Source organism: Enterobacter sp. KB-280D8 (genome assembly GCF_041399405.1).
GTDB classification, from domain to species: Bacteria; Pseudomonadota; Gammaproteobacteria; order Enterobacterales; family Enterobacteriaceae; genus Enterobacter; species Enterobacter cloacae_N.
This window is the reverse complement of the sequence record NZ_JBGKEC010000001.1, coordinates 1,076,636-1,092,950: the sequence shown is the minus strand read 5'-3', so window position 1 is coordinate 1,092,950 and position 16,315 is coordinate 1,076,636. Positions and strand designations below refer to the sequence as shown.

Genomic DNA, 16,315 nt, shown 5'->3' with positions numbered 1-16,315 from the left:
CGTGATGTCCGCTGCTTAACCTGACAGTCAGGCAAATGCGAAGAAAAACAGAAATGCAATTTCTGCAGTAACTGAAGTCGATCGAAAATTCACTTCCTGTGTTCGATATAAATAAGCATACCTTTGTCTTATGATTAAGAAAACTCTTAATTAGGCTGTGTTTACCATACATTACAAAGTTTAATATAGTACAAAAATACAAATATATAGCCACCAAATGAAAATTAATTAAGTCATTGATATTAAAAGGTAAATTCCTTTTTTGACTGTACTGATTTATGTTCGTGAATATTTAGCCGGAATAATGCTCTGTAAAAAAAATAAATACAGATTATTCATTTCAAATATATGATGCGTTACTAAATTTGCGCTAAATCAATTTTTAAGGAATAACGCCTTTTTATGCCTCTTTCGCTTTTTTGATAAAAAGCATGGTTCCCTCGCCAGGCGATAGCCGCAGCGCCACCCCCGTAAGGCATCAGGGATTTCTTAGCTAATCTTATGGATTATTCTGCTGACCTCCCTTTCATTTGTCTGACAATTCCTGCCATTTTTATGTCATTTTTCGCTGAATTTATGTACGCAATTACTGTAATTCTGCGGTGTGATGGGGCTCTCTTATGGATGATTAATTTCCCGCTAAAACTATCACCAGCAATAACGCTTATGACGAGGTAAGCGCTAATGCCTTGTTTTAAGTCCGATTAAATAAGAAGCACGCAAATCTTCCCTACAGAAAAGAATGCTAAAGCTGGAGTTTACCATGCACAAATTTACTAAAGCGCTGGCGGCCATCGGTCTGGCTGCCGTTATGTCACAATCCGCTATCGCTGAGAATTTAAAACTCGGTTTTTTGGTAAAACAGCCGGAAGAACCCTGGTTCCAGACCGAGTGGAAATTCGCTGATAAAGCCGGAAAAGATTTAGGTTTTGAGGTGATTAAAATCGCCGTGCCGGACGGTGAGAAAACGCTGAACGCCATCGACAGCCTGGCGGCCAGCGGCGCGAAAGGCTTTGTTATCTGCACCCCGGATCCCAAACTTGGGTCAGCAATTGCGGCGAAAGCCCGCGGTTACGACATGAAGGTTATTGCGGTTGACGATCAGTTCGTTAACGCCAAAGGCAAACCCATGGACAGCGTTCCACTGGTCATGATGGCGGCGACCAAAATCGGTGAACGTCAGGGGCAGGAACTTTATAAGGAGATGCAGAAACGCGGCTGGGATGTGAAAGAGACCGCCGTTATGGCTATCACCGCGGACGAGCTGGACACGGCGCGTCGCCGTACGACCGGTTCAATGGACGCGCTGAAAGCGGCCGGCTTCCCGGAAAAACAGATCTACAAAGTGCCTACCAAATCTAACGACATCCCGGGTGCCTTTGATGCCGCGAACTCCATGCTGGTCCAGCACCCGGAAGTGAAACACTGGCTGGTGGTCGGCATGAACGACAACACCGTGCTGGGCGGCGTGCGCGCGACGGAAGGCCAGGGCTTCAAAGCGCCTGATGTCATTGGGATCGGCATCAACGGCGTGGATGCGGTGAGCGAGCTGTCCAAAGCGCAGGCCACCGGCTTCTACGGCTCTCTGCTGCCAAGCCCGGACGTCCATGGCTACAAATCCAGCGAAATGCTCTACAACTGGGTAACCAAAGGGGCAGAACCGCCGAAATTTACAGAAGTGACCGACGTGGTGCTGATTACCCGCGACAACTTCAAAGAGGAACTGGCGAAAAAAGGACTGGGCGGTAAGTAATACGCTGTGATTGTGCCCCTTACTCGCCGTAAGGGGCCAGACGTACACACTACAGGAATCACGGAGTCGTTATGCAACAGTCTAATCCGTATCTCTCTTTTCGCGGCATCGGGAAAACGTTTCCCGGTGTTAACGCGCTGACCGATATCAGCTTCGACTGCTATGCCGGCCAGGTTCATGCCCTGATGGGGGAAAACGGAGCGGGGAAATCCACGCTGCTAAAAATCCTCAGCGGCAACTACGCGCCAACAACCGGCACGCTGGCCATTCGCGGCGAAGAGGTGGCCTTCGCCGATACCACGGCGGCGCTCAACGCTGGTGTCGCCATTATCTATCAGGAATTGCACCTCATCCCTGAGATGACCGTGGCTGAAAACATCTATTTAGGGCAGCTTCCGCACAAAAGCGGCGTGGTGAATCGTTCGCTACTTAATTATGAAGCGGGGCTGCAGCTTAAACACCTGGGTCTGGACGTCGATCCCCAGACGCCGCTGAAATACCTCTCCATCGGCCAGTGGCAGATGGTTGAAATTGCCAAGGCGCTGGCGCGTAACGCCAGAATTATTGCCTTTGATGAACCCACCAGTTCGCTCTCCGCACGTGAAATCGAAAACCTGTTCCGCGTGATCCGCGAGCTGCGTCAGGAAGGCCGCACCATTTTGTATGTCTCGCACCGCATGGAGGAGATTTTTGCCCTGAGCGATGCCATCACCGTATTTAAAGATGGGCGTTATGTGCGCACCTTTACCGATATGCAGCAGGTTAACCATGATCAGCTCGTTCAGGCGATGGTCGGGCGCGATCTGGGCGATATTTATCACTGGAAACCGCGCGAGTACGGTCCTGAACGCCTGCGCCTGGACAACGTCAAAGCGCCAGGCGTGCGAACGCCGGTTTCGTTATCCGTTCGCAGCGGTGAGATCGTCGGGCTGTTTGGTCTGGTGGGGGCCGGGCGCAGCGAGCTGATGAAAGGACTGTTCGGCGGTACCCGCATTACCGCAGGCCAGGTCTCCATTGACGGCGAGCCGGTGGATATTCAGAAACCTGCCCATGCAATCAGGGCCGGAATGATGCTCTGCCCTGAAGACCGCAAGGCGGAGGGGATCATTCCGGTGCATTCGGTGCGCGACAACATCAACATTTCTGCCCGCCGTAAGTTTATCCGCGCGGGCTGCCTGATAAACGACGGCTGGGAGTCGAGCAACGCCGACCACCATATTCGCTCGCTGAACATCAAAACCCCCGGCCCGGAACAGCTGATTATGAATCTCTCAGGAGGGAACCAGCAGAAGGCCATTTTGGGCCGCTGGCTGTCGGAAGATATGAAGGTCATTTTGCTGGACGAGCCGACGCGCGGTATTGATGTGGGCGCAAAACACGAGATTTACAACGTGATCTATGAACTGGCAAAACGCGGCGTGGCGGTGCTGTTCGCCTCCAGCGATCTGCCTGAGGTGCTTGGCGTTGCCGACCGCATTGTGGTGATGCGGGAAGGTGAAATCGCCGGTGAATTACTTCATGAACAGGCGAATGAACAACAGGCGTTGAACCTCGCCATGCCTAAAGTCAGCCAGGCAGTCGCCTGAGTAAGGAGTTAATGATGTCCTCTGTTACTACATCCGGAGCGCCGAAGTCGGCATTCAGTTTTGGCCGTATCTGGGATCAGTACGGCATGCTGGTGGTCTTTGCCGCACTCTTCATCGCCTGTGCGATTTTCGTGCCTAATTTTGCCACCTTTATTAATATGAAAGGGCTGGGGCTGGCTATTTCCATGTCCGGCATGGTGGCCTGCGGCATGCTCTTCTGTCTGGCCTCCGGTGATTTCGACCTGTCGGTAGCCTCGGTTATCGCCTGTGCGGGCGTCACCACGGCGGTGGTGATCAACATGACGGAAAGCCTGTGGATTGGCGTTTTTGCCGGTCTGTTGCTCGGCGTCATCAGCGGTCTGGTGAACGGTTTCGTTATCGCACGCCTGAAGATTAATGCCCTGATCACCACGCTTGCGACGATGCAGATAGTGCGCGGTCTGGCCTATATCATCTCCGACGGCAAAGCGGTGGGGATTGAAGACGAGCGCTTCTTTACGCTGGGCTACGCCAACTGGCTGGGCCTGCCGGCGCCTATCTGGCTCACCGTGGCCTGCCTGATCCTGTTCGGCTTCCTGCTGAACCGCACCACCTTTGGCCGTAACACGCTGGCGATCGGCGGTAATGAAGAAGCGGCGCGTCTGGCAGGGGTGCCAGTCGTACGAACCAAGATTATTATCTTTGTGCTCTCGGGACTGGTCTCCGCCGCTGCCGGGATTATTCTGGCCTCGCGTATGACCAGCGGACAGCCTATGACCTCTATCGGTTATGAGCTGATCGTCATTTCAGCCTGCGTTTTAGGGGGCGTTTCCCTCAAGGGCGGCATCGGAAAAATCTCATATGTGGTGGCCGGTATCCTGATTTTGGGCACGGTGGAGAACGCCATGAACCTGCTGAATATTTCGCCGTTCTCTCAGTACGTCGTGCGTGGCCTGATCCTGCTGGCAGCCGTGATTTTCGACCGTTACAAGCAAAAAGCGAAGCGTACCGTGTAACTCCAGCGCTGACTTTTTATTGCTCAACTAATAACCATAGTTGACCCCTGAACCGCCTCGCCAGTTTTGCTGGCGGGGCGGTTGTCAAATGGCGAGGCCCATCACACTGTCTATACTTACATGGCTATGAAAGAGGTAAAGGCGTTTACCTCTCGTAAACCGTAAGGAGGATTAGGGTGGCTGACTTGTTAACCGCACCGCCTGTACTGCCCGGAAAATATGCTTTCTTTTTTGACCTCGACGGGACGCTCGCCGGGATCCAGCCGCATCCTGACGACGTGGTCGTACCGGATACGGTGTTAGAGAATTTGCAGCAGCTCTCTCGACTGAACGAGGGCGCATTGGCATTGATTTCAGGGCGCTCAATGGCCGAGCTGGACGTGCTCGCCAGTCCTTACCACTTTCCGCTAGCCGGTGTACACGGAGCGGAGCGCCGCGATATCCATGATCAACTGCATGTTGTATCACTCCCCGATACCTTAATTCAGGCGTTACAGACTGAACTCTCCTTAGCGCTGGCATCGCTCCCGGGCACGGAACTGGAAGCGAAAGGCATGGCGTTCGCCTTGCACTATCGGCAGGCTCCGCATCACGAAGCGGCGATCTTTGCGATTGCCCGCAGCGTGGCCGATGCACACCCGCAGCTTGCGCTGCAGCCGGGGAAATGCGTCGTTGAGATAAAACCTGAGGGCATTAATAAGGGCGCTGCTATTGCGGCGTTTATGGCGGAACCGCCATTTAAGGGACGTACACCGGTATTTTTTGGCGATGACCTGACCGATGAGGCCGGGTTTCGCGTGGTGAAACAGGCCGGAGGGATCGCCGTTAAGGTGGGGCCTGGTGACACTGTCGCTGAATGGCGTCTGGCGAATGTCGCCGGTGTCTGGCAGTGGATTTCTGATATCGCTAACCAGCAACAACAACAAATAGCGCAAAACAAAGGGGGAAACCATTATGGGTCGCTTAGTCGTCGTCTCTAACCGAATTGCACCGCCTGATGATAAAAAAGCCAGTGCAGGTGGCCTGGCGGTAGGGGTATTAGGTGCCTTAAAAGCCGCTGGCGGGCTGTGGTTTGGCTGGAGTGGTGAAATCAATGAACAAGAGAAACCGCTTAAAAAGGTGACGCGCGGGAACATTACGTGGGCATCATTTGCGTTAAAGGAGAAAGACTATGACGAGTATTACTCGCAGTTCTCCAACGCCGTCCTGTGGCCTGCGTTTCACTATCGTCTTGACCTGGTGAAATTCCAGCGTGAGTCCTTCGAGGGCTATTCGCGCGTAAATGCGCTGCTGGCGGATAAACTGCTGCCTTTAATAGAAGAAGACGATATTTTATGGATCCACGATTATCACCTGCTGCCCTTCGCCCGGGAGCTGCGTAAAAGGGGAGTCAATAACCGGATTGGCTTCTTCCTGCATATTCCTTTCCCGACGCCGGAGATTTTCACCGCGCTGCCGCCGCATGAAGAACTGCTGGAGGCGCTGTGTGATTATGACCTGCTGGGCTTCCAGACCGAAAATGACCGTCTCGCGTTTTTGGACTCCGTATCAGGCAAAGCGCGCCTGGTCACCAGGGGCGGTAAAAGCCATACGGCGTGGGGGAAAACCTTCCATACCGAAGTGTATCCAATAGGGATTGAACCCGACGAAATTGCGGAACAGGCTTCCGGCCCGCTGCCGCCGAAGCTGGCGCAGCTTAAGAATGAACTCAAGCATGTGAAGAATATCTTCTCGGTAGAGCGTCTGGATTATTCCAAAGGGCTGCCGGAACGCTTCCTGGCCTATGAAACGCTGCTGGATAAATACCCTCAACACCACGGTAAAATCCGCTATACCCAGATCGCGCCAACGTCGCGCGGGGAAGTCCAGGCCTACCAGGATATCCGTCATCAACTGGAGACAGAAGCGGGGCGCATCAACGGGCGCTACGGCCAACTGGGCTGGACGCCGCTCTTTTATCTGAATCAGCATTTTGACCGTAAGATCCTGATGAAGGTCTTCCGCTACGCGGACGTGGGGCTGGTCACGCCGCTGCGTGACGGGATGAACCTGGTGGCAAAAGAGTATGTGGCGGCTCAGGACCCTGCGGATCCGGGCGTGCTGGTGCTTTCCCAGTTTGCCGGGGCTGCGAACGAACTGACCTCTGCGCTGCTCGTAAACCCTTACGATCGGGATGATGTGGCTAACGCCCTCAACCGCGCCCTGACAATGCCGCTGACGGAGCGAATTTCCCGCCATGCCGAAATGATGGAGACGATCCGTAAAAACGATATTAATCACTGGCAGGCGCGTTTTATTGAGGATCTACGCGAAATAACCCCGCAAAGTCATGAAGGCGATCTGCAAAAAAAGATCGCGACCTTCCCTAAACTCGCCTGATTTTCCTCTGGGGGGGTTAAGCCCCCCCAAGCGGTACTAACAGCACGTCTACCTCGCTTGAGGCGATAATAGATTTTGCCGCACAGGTAGCCCGCGATATAAAGCTGTGGTTATGGTTCCCGCAAATCACTAAATCAATATTCTGCTTGCGGCACATATCAAGAATATGGGCATTCAGTTCCCCCGTCGCAATAACGGTTTCATGTACAGGGTAATCTGCTTTTTCGACAAGCTCTCGCAGAAACTGCTGTGTTTCTTCCTGCAATACCTCACGAATATCTTCCAGCATGGGGGCCGCCAGCTGATTGTACATCTCGGGTTCGGCCTCAAGGGTGATGAGGCTGATGCGCGCATTATGGGGCCTGGCGATCGAAACGGCCCGGTCGACAAGCTGGTGGCTTTCGGGGGAAACAGCAACAGAAACAAGAAGATGGGAGTAACTCATGGCGCACTCCTTAAGATGTCTGACAGGCAGCGTTACATCACCATTACCGCGAATTTCCTGGTTCCGCAAGAGTTGAATACGACATTAGTGTGAAGCTAATCATAATTATTCATTAATTATTCTTATAAGAAGAATAACTAAAAAACGAGCCTAAATGAAAAAAATTAACAACTTAACGTAAGTCACACAAATCTGCGCTTTCGCTATCAAATGGTTTTAACAAGTTATAAACGCATTTCAAATGATTACGCGCAGAAACAATTTTTTTGGCCGCTATGCATAACTATATGTTTTATCGAGGTAATCAAAATGTGTCCCTGAAACATATGCGATGTAAACGATTGTTGATGCTGCACGTAATGGTAAAAGCACGTTGCATGCCACTTTTGCTCACGCTTATGCATGAGTATTCGTCGATTAAGAATACAAAACAGTGCTGATTGGGCAAAAAATGAGCAAATTAGAAGTCATACTGATGGATTTATGGGGTGTATTCGCTTAAATTATGTGACGTGGATCACATTTTTTTTAAATTTGAGGGTGCCTGCATTGTATGTGGCAAATCTGACGAGTAGAGTTTGCGTCGAATTAGGAAAAATCTTAGTTATTTGTAAGAAATGATAAACCGTGTCAGAGATGTAACCCTGTTGCATCCCTTGCGCGTTTCGATGAATACAAACCTAGATTCAACTATGCATTTAGCCTTTTCTTTTTTATACCGGGTGATTTCCCGGCGACATCACGGGGTGCGGTCTTTCCGCATAAAAATAATAGTTGGTTATTCGGGATGGGAACAATGCATACATCCGAGTTGCTAAAACATATCTATGACATCAATTTGTCATATTTACTGCTCGCGCAGCGTTTAATTAGTCAGGACAAAGCGTCCGCGATGTTTCGTCTGGGTATTAACGAAGAAATGGCAACCATGCTGGGTGGGTTAACCCTCCCACAGATGGTAAAACTGGCGGAAACGAATCAACTGGTGTGCCAGTTCCGTTTTGATAATCCGCAGACGATAACGCGTCTGACGCAGGAATCCCGCGTTGACGATCTCCAACAGATCCATACCGGTATTCTGCTCTCCACTCGCTTGCTTAGCGACATCAGCCAGCCTGATGACGCAGCCCGTAAGAAAAGGGCCTAGCAATGAGCGAAAAAAGCATTGTTCAGGAAGCGCGTGACATACAGCTGGCCATGGAGCTGATTACGCTGGGTGCTCGTTTACAAATGCTGGAAAGCGAGACTCAGCTGAGCCGTGGTCGCCTCATCAAACTGTATAAAGAGTTACGTGGTAGTCCCCCGCCGAAAGGCATGCTGCCGTTTTCTACGGACTGGTTTATGACCTGGGAGCAGAATATCCACGCCTCCATGTTCTGTAATGCCTGGCAGTATCTTCTCAAAACCGGTTTGTGTAGCGGCGTAGACGCCGTGATCAAAGCGTACAAACTTTACCTTGAACAATGCCCACAGCAGGAAGAAGGCCCTCTGCTGGCGCTGACCCGCGCATGGACGCTGGTGCGTTTTGTTGAGAGCGGAATGCTTGAACTGTCGCGCTGCAATTGCTGCGATGGCAATTTTATTACCCATGCTCATCAGCCTGCAGGCAGCTTCGCCTGTAGTTTATGTCAGCCGCCATCCCGCGCAGTAAAAAGACGTAAACTTTCCCGGGATGCTGCCGATATTATTCCACAACTGCTGGATGAACAGATCGAACAAGCTGTTTAACCCGAACGTGTGGGCAAGATTCCAGCAGCGGTAAGCAATTACCGCTGCTTTTTTTTACCCCGCAAACGGTAAACGCTGCGAACTGGACGTCCTTGCCATAGTCACTAGTGGAAGGATGATGTCGTGCTTATCTTATTAGGTTACCTGGTAGTTCTCGGTACAGTTTTCGGCGGTTACATGATGACCGGCGGGCACCTTGGAGCACTCTATCAACCGGCTGAACTTATTATCATCGGCGGCGCAGGGGTAGGGGCTTTTATCGTTGGTAACAACGGTAAATCGATCAAGGGCACGTTGAAAGCAATTCCATTGCTGTTCCGTCGCTCGAAATACACCAAAAGCATGTATATGGATCTGCTGGCGCTGCTCTATCGCCTGATGGCGAAGTCGCGACAGCAGGGAATGTTCTCGCTCGAACGGGATATTGAAAACCCGAAAGAGAGCGAGATTTTTGCCAGCTATCCGCGCATTCTGGCGGACGCCATGATGCTGGATTTCATCGTCGACTATCTGCGACTTATCATCAGCGGCAATATGAACACCTTCGAAATCGAAGCGCTGATGGACGAAGAGATCGAAACCCACGAAAGCGAATCAGAAGTGCCGGCCAACAGCCTGGCGCTGGTGGGCGACTCCCTTCCGGCGTTTGGTATCGTGGCGGCGGTCATGGGGGTAGTACACGCCCTGGCCTCAGCGGATCGCCCGGCGGCCGAACTGGGCGCGCTGATTGCCCATGCGATGGTGGGTACCTTCCTCGGTATTTTGCTGGCTTACGGTTTTATCTCTCCGCTGGCAAGCGTACTGCGCCAGAAGAGCGCGGAAACCACCAAAATGATGCAGTGCGTGAAGATCACGCTGCTCTCTAACCTCAACGGTTACGCGCCACCGATCGCGGTTGAATTTGGCCGTAAAACGCTTTACTCCAGCGAGCGTCCGTCGTTTATCGAGCTTGAAGAACACGTGCGCGCGGTGAAAAACCCAAACCAACAGACGACAACTGAGGACGCATGAAAAACCAGTCCCATCCGATCGTCATCGTAAAAAAACGCAAGCACAAGGGCGGCGGACACGGTTCCCACGGCTCCTGGAAAATCGCGTACGCCGACTTTATGACCGCAATGATGGCGTTCTTTCTGGTGATGTGGCTGATCTCCATCTCCAGCCCGAAGGAGCTTATCCAGATTGCTGAATATTTCCGTACCCCGCTGGCGACGGCAGTGACCGGTGGGCAGCGTATCTCTAACAGCGAAAGCCCCATTCCTGGCGGCGGCGATGATTACACCCAGCAGAAGGGTGAGGTGAAAAAAGAGCCGAACATCGACGAGCTGAAACGAAAGATGGAGCAGGCGCGCCTGAAAAAGCTGCGTGGCGATCTCGATCAGCTGATTGAAGCGGATCCCAAACTGCGCGCACTGCGTCCGCACCTGAAAATCGATCTGGTCCAGGAAGGGCTGCGCATTCAGATTATCGACAGCCAGAACCGCCCGATGTTTAAAACCGGGAGTGCGGAAGTTGAACCTTACATGCGCGATATTCTGCGCGCTATTGCCCCGGTGCTGAACGGTATTCCTAACCGAATCAGCCTGTCGGGCCACACGGATGATTTCCCGTACGCCAGTGGGGAGAAGGGATACAGCAACTGGGAGCTTTCTGCCGATCGTGCCAACGCCTCGCGTCGCGAGCTGGTGGCAGGTGGGCTTGATGATGGCAAGGTACTGCGCGTGGTCGGCATGGCAGCAACCATGCGCGTCTCCGACCGCGGGCCGGATGACGCCATCAACCGTCGTATCAGTCTTTTAGTGCTGAACCAGCAGGCGGAGCAGGCCATCCTGCATGAAAACGCCGAAAGTCAGAATGAGTCACTGGACGATTTAAAACAGCCTGGGGCCGTCCCTGCGGCTGCCGTTCCAACATCGCCACCAGCCAATCCGAGGTGATAGCGTGAGCATGGATATTAGCGATTTTTACCAGACATTCTTTGATGAAGCCGACGAATTGTTGGCGGATATGGAGCAACATTTGCTCGATCTGGTGCCCGAAGCACCGGACTCCGAGCAGCTCAATGCCATCTTCCGCGCGGCGCATTCCATTAAAGGCGGAGCCGGAACGTTTGGATTTACCATCCTGCAGGAAACGACCCATTTAATGGAAAACCTGCTCGATGAAGCACGACGCGGTGAGATGCAGCTCAATACCGACATTATCAACCTGTTTTTGGAAACCAAAGATATTATGCAGGAACAGCTCGACGCCTATAAAAGTTCGGCAGAGCCTGATGCCGCCAGCTTTGAATACATCTGCAATGCGCTGCGCCAGCTCGCCCTGGAAGCAAAAGGTGAGGTCGCTGCAGCCGTTGTCCCTGCGGCAAAACTGAGCGTTGTTGATGCGGTTGCTGCTGAAGAGGCCTCGCCCGCTGCGCAAGCGGGCAAACTGCGCGTTGTGCTGTCACGCCTGAAAGAGAGCGAAGTTAACCTGCTGGAAGAAGAGCTGGGCAACCTGGCGAAGTTAAGCAATGTGGTGAAAGGCAAAGACAGCCTCGCGGCGACCCTCGATGACGGTATCAGTCAGGACGATATCGTGGCGGTGCTGTGCTTTGTGATTGAAGCCGACCAGATTGCTTTCGAAACGGAAACCCCCGCGGCAGAAGCGCCGGCTGCAGCAGAAGAGGTTGCCGTCGTTGCCCAGGCTGTGGCACCGGCTGTTGCGTCTGCGGCACCGGCGCTGAAGGCTGTGCCAAAAGAGACCGCAGCACCTGGCCGCGCTGAAAAACCGGCCGCGCGCTCCAGCGAGTCCACCAGCATTCGCGTTGCCGTTGAGAAGGTCGATCAGCTGATTAACCTGGTTGGCGAACTGGTGATCACCCAGTCCATGCTGGCGCAGCGCTCCAATGAGCTGGACCCGGTCACGCATGGCGATCTGATCACCAGCATGGGCCAGCTGCAGCGTAACGCCCGCGATCTGCAGGAATCGGTCATGTCCATCCGCATGATGCCGATGGAATATGTCTTCAGCCGCTTCCCGCGCCTGGTGCGCGACCTCGCCAGCAAGCTGAATAAGCAGATTGAACTGACCCTGATGGGCAGCTCAACGGAGCTGGATAAGAGCCTGATCGAGCGCATCATCGACCCGTTAACGCACCTGGTGCGTAACAGCCTGGACCACGGTATCGAACTGCCGGAAAACCGCATTGCCGCCGGGAAATCTCCGGTCGGGAACCTGATCCTTTCTGCGGAACATCAGGGCGGGAACATCTGCATCGAAGTGACCGACGACGGCGCCGGTCTTAACCGCGAGCGCATCCTGGCGAAGGCCATTTCGCAGGGGATGGCGGTGAATGAAAATATGACCGACGAAGAGGTGGGCATGCTCATCTTCGCGCCGGGCTTCTCGACCGCCGAGCAGGTGACGGACGTTTCCGGGCGCGGCGTCGGCATGGACGTGGTGAAGCGTAACATCCAGGAGATGGGCGGCCACGTTGAGATCCAATCTAAACAGGGTTCCGGCACCACCATCCGTATTCTGCTGCCGCTGACGCTGGCGATCCTCGACGGTATGTCGGTGAAAGTGGCGGACGAAGTTTTCATTCTGCCGCTGAATGCGGTGATGGAATCCCTGCAGCCGCGTGAGGAAGATCTGCATCCGCTGGCGGGCGGCGAGCGCGTGCTTGAGGTGCGCGGTGAGTACCTGCCGCTGGTCGAGCTGTGGAAAGTGTTCGAAGTGGACGGGGCGAAGACCGAGGCCACGCAGGGTATCGTGGTAATCCTGCAAAGCGCGGGCCGCCGCTACGCGCTGCTGGTCGATCAGCTGATTGGTCAGCACCAGGTGGTGGTGAAGAACCTCGAAAGCAACTACCGCAAGGTGCCGGGTATTTCTGCTGCCACCATTCTGGGTGATGGTAGCGTGGCGCTGATCGTCGACGTGTCGGCGCTTCAGGGATTAAATCGTGAACAACGTGTGGCGTACACAGCCGCCTGATTAAGTAGAAGGTAATAACATGACCGGTATGAGTAATGTAACGAAACTGGCGGGCGAGCCATCAGGGCAGGAATTCCTGGTCTTCACTTTGGGCGATGAGGAGTACGGCATCGATATCCTGAAAGTGCAGGAAATTCGCGGTTACGACCAGGTTACCCGCATCGCGAACACGCCTGCGTTTATTAAAGGCGTCACCAACCTGCGCGGCGTGATTGTGCCAATCGTCGATCTGCGCGTGAAGTTCAGCCAGGGCGACGTTGACTACAACGACAACACCGTGGTGATCGTCCTCAACCTGGGGCAGCGCGTGGTGGGTATCGTGGTGGATGGCGTATCTGACGTCCTCTCCCTGACGTCTGACCAAATCCGTCCTGCGCCGGAATTTGCGGTCACGCTGTCGACCGAATACCTGACCGGTCTGGGCGCGCTCGGCGAGCGTATGCTGATTCTGGTGAACATTGAGAAGCTGCTGAACAGCGAAGAGATGGCGCTGCTGGATATCGCGGCGAATCATGTAGCGTAGGTAAATGCAAAACGGCAACCGGGTTGCCGTTTTTTGTGTTTGCTCCCTCTCCTTGTGGGAGAGGGCCGGGGTGAGGGCATCAGGCCTCACCCTTTTTCATGCCATTACGCTTCCTGCTTTACCAGCTCAGCTTCCGCTTCCCGCGCACCTTCATTCTGCGACAGCATCGCGGTCGCAATACCATTCCCCAGCACGTTAATCGCGGAACGCCCCATATCCAGGAAGTGGTCGATTCCCATCAGCAGCAGGATCCCCGCCACAGGAATGTTAAAGCTTGGGATCGTCGCTGCCAGCACCACCAGTGAAGAACGCGGTACGCCCGCAATCCCTTTCGACGCCAGCATCAGGGTCAGCATCAGCACCGTCACCTCAGAGAAACTCAGGTGAATGTTGTACGCCTGAGCGATGAACATCGAGGCGAAAGAGCAGTACACCATCGACCCCACCAGGTTGAAGGAGTAGCCAATTGGCAGAACGAAAGAGGCGATGTTGCGCGAGCAGCCAAAGCGCTCCAGCTGCTCCAGCGTTTTAGGGTAGGCCGCTTCAGAACTGCTGGTAGTGAATGCGACCAGTACCGGATCTTTCAGCATGCTGACCAGGCGAAATACCTCTTTTTTAAGCACCATGTAACCCACGGCCAGCAGCACCATGCAGGTGAGAAGAATGGCAACGTAGTAGCCGCCAATAAAGGAGGCGTAGTTTAACAGGATGCCAAGACCCTGCGTGGCAATGACGGAGGAGATCGCCGCAAAGATGGCCAGCGGCGCAACGTACATCACGTAACCCGTTACCTTCAGCATGATATGGGAAACCACATCCAGCGCGGCCACCAGCGGCGCGTTGAATTTCTGCCCCAGCGACGCGCCGCCAATGCCGAAGAACATCGAGAACACCACAATCTGCAGGATCTCATTGTTCGACATCGCCCCTGCGATACTGGTTGGAATGGTGTGAGACAGGAACGCTTTCAGCGTCATCCCGCCCACGGCCAGGCCTGTATCTACCGCCTCGGTTGGGACCGTCAGGTTCAGACCGCTTCCCGGACGCTCCAGCGTGACGATAAACAGTCCGACCAGAATGGAGAGCACGGATGAGCTGATAAACCACACCATCGCTTTGCCGCCCACGCGGCCAATGGTGGAGGTTTCTCCCAGCTTCATAATGCCCACGGTAAGCGTGCTGAAGACCAGCGGCGCAATAACCATTTTGATCAGACGGAGGAAAATATCGGTCAGAAGGGTAATATTATCCGACCAGGCTTTGATGGCATCCGCAGATGCGTACTCGTGAATTGCCGCCCCTGAAAGAATACCCGCCAGCATGAATATCACGATGAAGAGTGTGAGTTTGTTTGCACTTGCCACGAAAAAAGACCCTCTATGCGCTTCGGTTGTAGCCCGCGCCGATACATATAAATTTTTTATTGTGGCGCGGGAAATTATTCGGCACATAAATTGACGCAAAGCGTAGGGGGATACAACTCCTTTTTAATTTTTATTAATTTTGTTGTTAATCCCTGAACGATATATTGTGACGCTAATCACACTTTTATGGATATATCCTCAGTCAAAGTGCAGGAATATTCCTTTATTATTATTTAACCCCTTGTTTTATATCTACATATGATCCGGTCAGGGCATGGGTTTTGCCTGCCCCACGTCGGGTGGTCGAAGCGATATCCGTAAACTAAATTCTCAATAACCCCCTCAGAGGAAGGTTTAGCGGGGCTAACATCTTGAACGTTAAAAATAAAATGTCGCAAGGGAACAGAGACGTCTTCTGGAGGGTGGTAAATGAAAAGAAAACTCCTTTTGATCTGCGCAGGCACGTTGCTGACTGCGACAACGGCCCATCAGGCCCTGGCCGTCACCAGCAACGGCACCATTGGCGCCACGCTGACGCTAACAAACGGTTGTCTGATTAACGGATCGCCCGCCCAAAGCGGCATTAATTTCGGGATACTTGATTTCGGCACCCATCCCGCAACGTTTTCCACTCTGACCACGCAGCTAACCGGCGCCAGCGGCGGAAATACCTTCACCATTCAATGCACGACCGCCAGCTATTCGGTGGCGATCACCGGCAACACCAACTCCACGGCACCTGGCACCGTTGTCGGCTCGCCGGGAACGCCCGCGCGCTATCTGGTAAACACGACCAATACGGCGCAGGGGGTGGCTTACAGCCTGTACAGCGACAGCGGATTCAACACGGTGGTAGCTAATAACGCCGCGTTGCCGATCGCGTCCACGGCGGGGGGCGTTGACAGTTACACCCTCTACGGACGCATTACCGGCGGCGGTAACAGCGTTACGGTGGTACCGGGCACCTATACCGACACGATTAACGTCAGCGTGACCTATTAGATCTGCACTGCCATGAAGGCACTTTTTATAGGTCTGCGCAAAAGCGCAGAGGGACACGTGCAGCCTTTTTTCGCGCTAATCGTCGGGTTGTTGCTGCTCCCCACTGCGGGGGCGGTAACATCACAATCCTTTAAGGTCAGCGCGACCATTGTACCGGGATGCGCAGTGGCTACCGGCAGCGGGGGAATTCTCGGTACGCTGGATTTTGGCACCCATAACGGCGTGGAAAGTGCGCCGGTGAGCACCAGCTTTGTACCAAACGGGGCCTTGTCCATCGCCTGCACACCGGGCGTGGCGCTGACTATGAGTATTAATGGCGGTCAGAATTATTCATCCGTTCGCCGAATGAAACGTACGAACGGGACGGAAATGGTCCCGTACCGGCTGTACAGCAGCAGTTCGCTGGCCGCGAACAGCGAAATCGGCGTTAACCAGGCGATACCGGTGACCTATACCAACAGCAATAATATCGCGCTGCCCCTTTTTGGCGTGGCGCTATTGACCGGGTTTAGCCCGGCAGGAACCTATTCCGATCAGCTCACCGTGACCTTGTCATGGTAATAAA

The 16,315-nt window shown here is 53.6% G+C and carries 15 protein-coding genes; 13 read left to right on the top strand and 2 right to left on the bottom strand.

Annotated elements, in window-relative coordinates; genetic code table 11:
• Positions 1 to 763 precede the first annotated feature (763 nt).
• From araF to otsA, 5 genes are all read left to right on the top strand, one after another.
• Positions 764 to 1,753, top strand: a complete 990-nt coding sequence (gene araF, locus AB8818_RS05295) for an arabinose ABC transporter substrate-binding protein AraF (RefSeq protein ID WP_008500409.1) — start codon at positions 764 to 766, stop codon at positions 1,751 to 1,753.
• A gap of 71 nt (positions 1,754 to 1,824) precedes the next feature.
• On the top strand, positions 1,825 to 3,339 hold the full coding sequence (gene araG, locus AB8818_RS05290) for an L-arabinose ABC transporter ATP-binding protein AraG (protein WP_163329849.1): 1,515 nt from the start codon (positions 1,825 to 1,827) through the stop codon (positions 3,337 to 3,339).
• A gap of 14 nt (positions 3,340 to 3,353) precedes the next feature.
• Positions 3,354 to 4,334, top strand: a complete 981-nt coding sequence (araH, locus tag AB8818_RS05285) for an arabinose ABC transporter permease AraH (protein WP_032644894.1) — start codon at positions 3,354 to 3,356, stop codon at positions 4,332 to 4,334.
• Between the two features lie 176 nt (positions 4,335 to 4,510).
• A complete protein-coding gene (otsB, locus tag AB8818_RS05280; protein WP_116339037.1) occupies positions 4,511 to 5,314 on the top strand; it encodes a trehalose-phosphatase in 804 nt (267 codons plus the stop codon).
• Complete coding sequence (gene otsA, locus AB8818_RS05275; protein WP_116339039.1) at positions 5,289 to 6,713, top strand: alpha,alpha-trehalose-phosphate synthase; 1,425 nt, start codon at positions 5,289 to 5,291, stop codon at positions 6,711 to 6,713. Before otsB ends, otsA begins: the two co-directional genes overlap by 26 nt.
• A 16-nt stretch (positions 6,714 to 6,729) precedes the next feature.
• On the opposite strand, the gene uspC is transcribed toward otsA, so the two are convergent.
• The gene (gene uspC / locus AB8818_RS05270; protein ID WP_371199820.1) at positions 6,730 to 7,158 is read right to left on the bottom strand and encodes a universal stress protein UspC; all 429 of its coding nucleotides are present in this window, start codon (positions 7,156 to 7,158) and stop codon (positions 6,730 to 6,732) included.
• A gap of 796 nt (positions 7,159 to 7,954) precedes the next feature.
• Between uspC and flhD the strand changes: the two genes are divergently transcribed.
• From flhD to cheW, 6 genes are all read left to right on the top strand, one after another.
• Positions 7,955 to 8,305 (top strand): flagellar transcriptional regulator FlhD, encoded by a 351-nt coding sequence (flhD, locus tag AB8818_RS05265; protein WP_028013654.1) that lies wholly within the window; start codon positions 7,955 to 7,957, stop codon positions 8,303 to 8,305.
• A gap of 2 nt (positions 8,306 to 8,307) precedes the next feature.
• Complete coding sequence (flhC, locus tag AB8818_RS05260; protein ID WP_013096051.1) at positions 8,308 to 8,886, top strand: flagellar transcriptional regulator FlhC; 579 nt, start codon at positions 8,308 to 8,310, stop codon at positions 8,884 to 8,886.
• A gap of 123 nt (positions 8,887 to 9,009) precedes the next feature.
• Positions 9,010 to 9,897: a flagellar motor stator protein MotA gene (gene motA / locus AB8818_RS05255; RefSeq protein WP_008500417.1), complete on the top strand. Its 888-nt coding sequence runs from the start codon at positions 9,010 to 9,012 to the stop codon at positions 9,895 to 9,897.
• Positions 9,894 to 10,823, top strand: coding sequence for a flagellar motor protein MotB (motB, locus tag AB8818_RS05250; RefSeq protein WP_061097847.1), 930 nt, complete (start codon positions 9,894 to 9,896; stop codon positions 10,821 to 10,823). Before motA ends, motB begins: the two co-directional genes overlap by 4 nt.
• Positions 10,824 to 10,827: 4 nt before the next feature.
• Positions 10,828 to 12,861 carry a chemotaxis protein CheA gene (cheA, locus tag AB8818_RS05245; RefSeq protein WP_116339043.1) on the top strand — a complete coding sequence of 678 codons (2,034 nt, stop codon included), beginning with the start codon at positions 10,828 to 10,830 and terminating at the stop codon, positions 12,859 to 12,861.
• Positions 12,862 to 12,880: 19 nt separating this feature from the next.
• Positions 12,881 to 13,384, top strand: a complete 504-nt coding sequence (gene cheW, locus AB8818_RS05240) for a chemotaxis protein CheW (protein WP_014884351.1) — start codon at positions 12,881 to 12,883, stop codon at positions 13,382 to 13,384.
• A gap of 104 nt (positions 13,385 to 13,488) precedes the next feature.
• Here cheW and AB8818_RS05235 read toward each other — a convergent pair whose 3' ends face one another.
• Positions 13,489 to 14,748 (bottom strand): dicarboxylate/amino acid:cation symporter, encoded by a 1,260-nt coding sequence (locus AB8818_RS05235; protein ID WP_163329853.1) that lies wholly within the window; start codon positions 14,746 to 14,748, stop codon positions 13,489 to 13,491.
• A gap of 429 nt (positions 14,749 to 15,177) precedes the next feature.
• Between AB8818_RS05235 and AB8818_RS05230 the strand changes: the two genes are divergently transcribed.
• Both AB8818_RS05230 and AB8818_RS05225 read left to right on the top strand, forming a co-directional pair.
• On the top strand, positions 15,178 to 15,750 hold the full coding sequence (locus tag AB8818_RS05230; RefSeq protein WP_116339047.1) for a spore coat protein U domain-containing protein: 573 nt from the start codon (positions 15,178 to 15,180) through the stop codon (positions 15,748 to 15,750).
• 12 nt (positions 15,751 to 15,762) lie between these two features.
• Entirely contained in the window at positions 15,763 to 16,311 is a 549-nt protein-coding gene (locus AB8818_RS05225; RefSeq protein ID WP_166711589.1) for a spore coat U domain-containing protein, read from the top strand.
• Positions 16,312 to 16,315 lie beyond the last annotated feature (4 nt).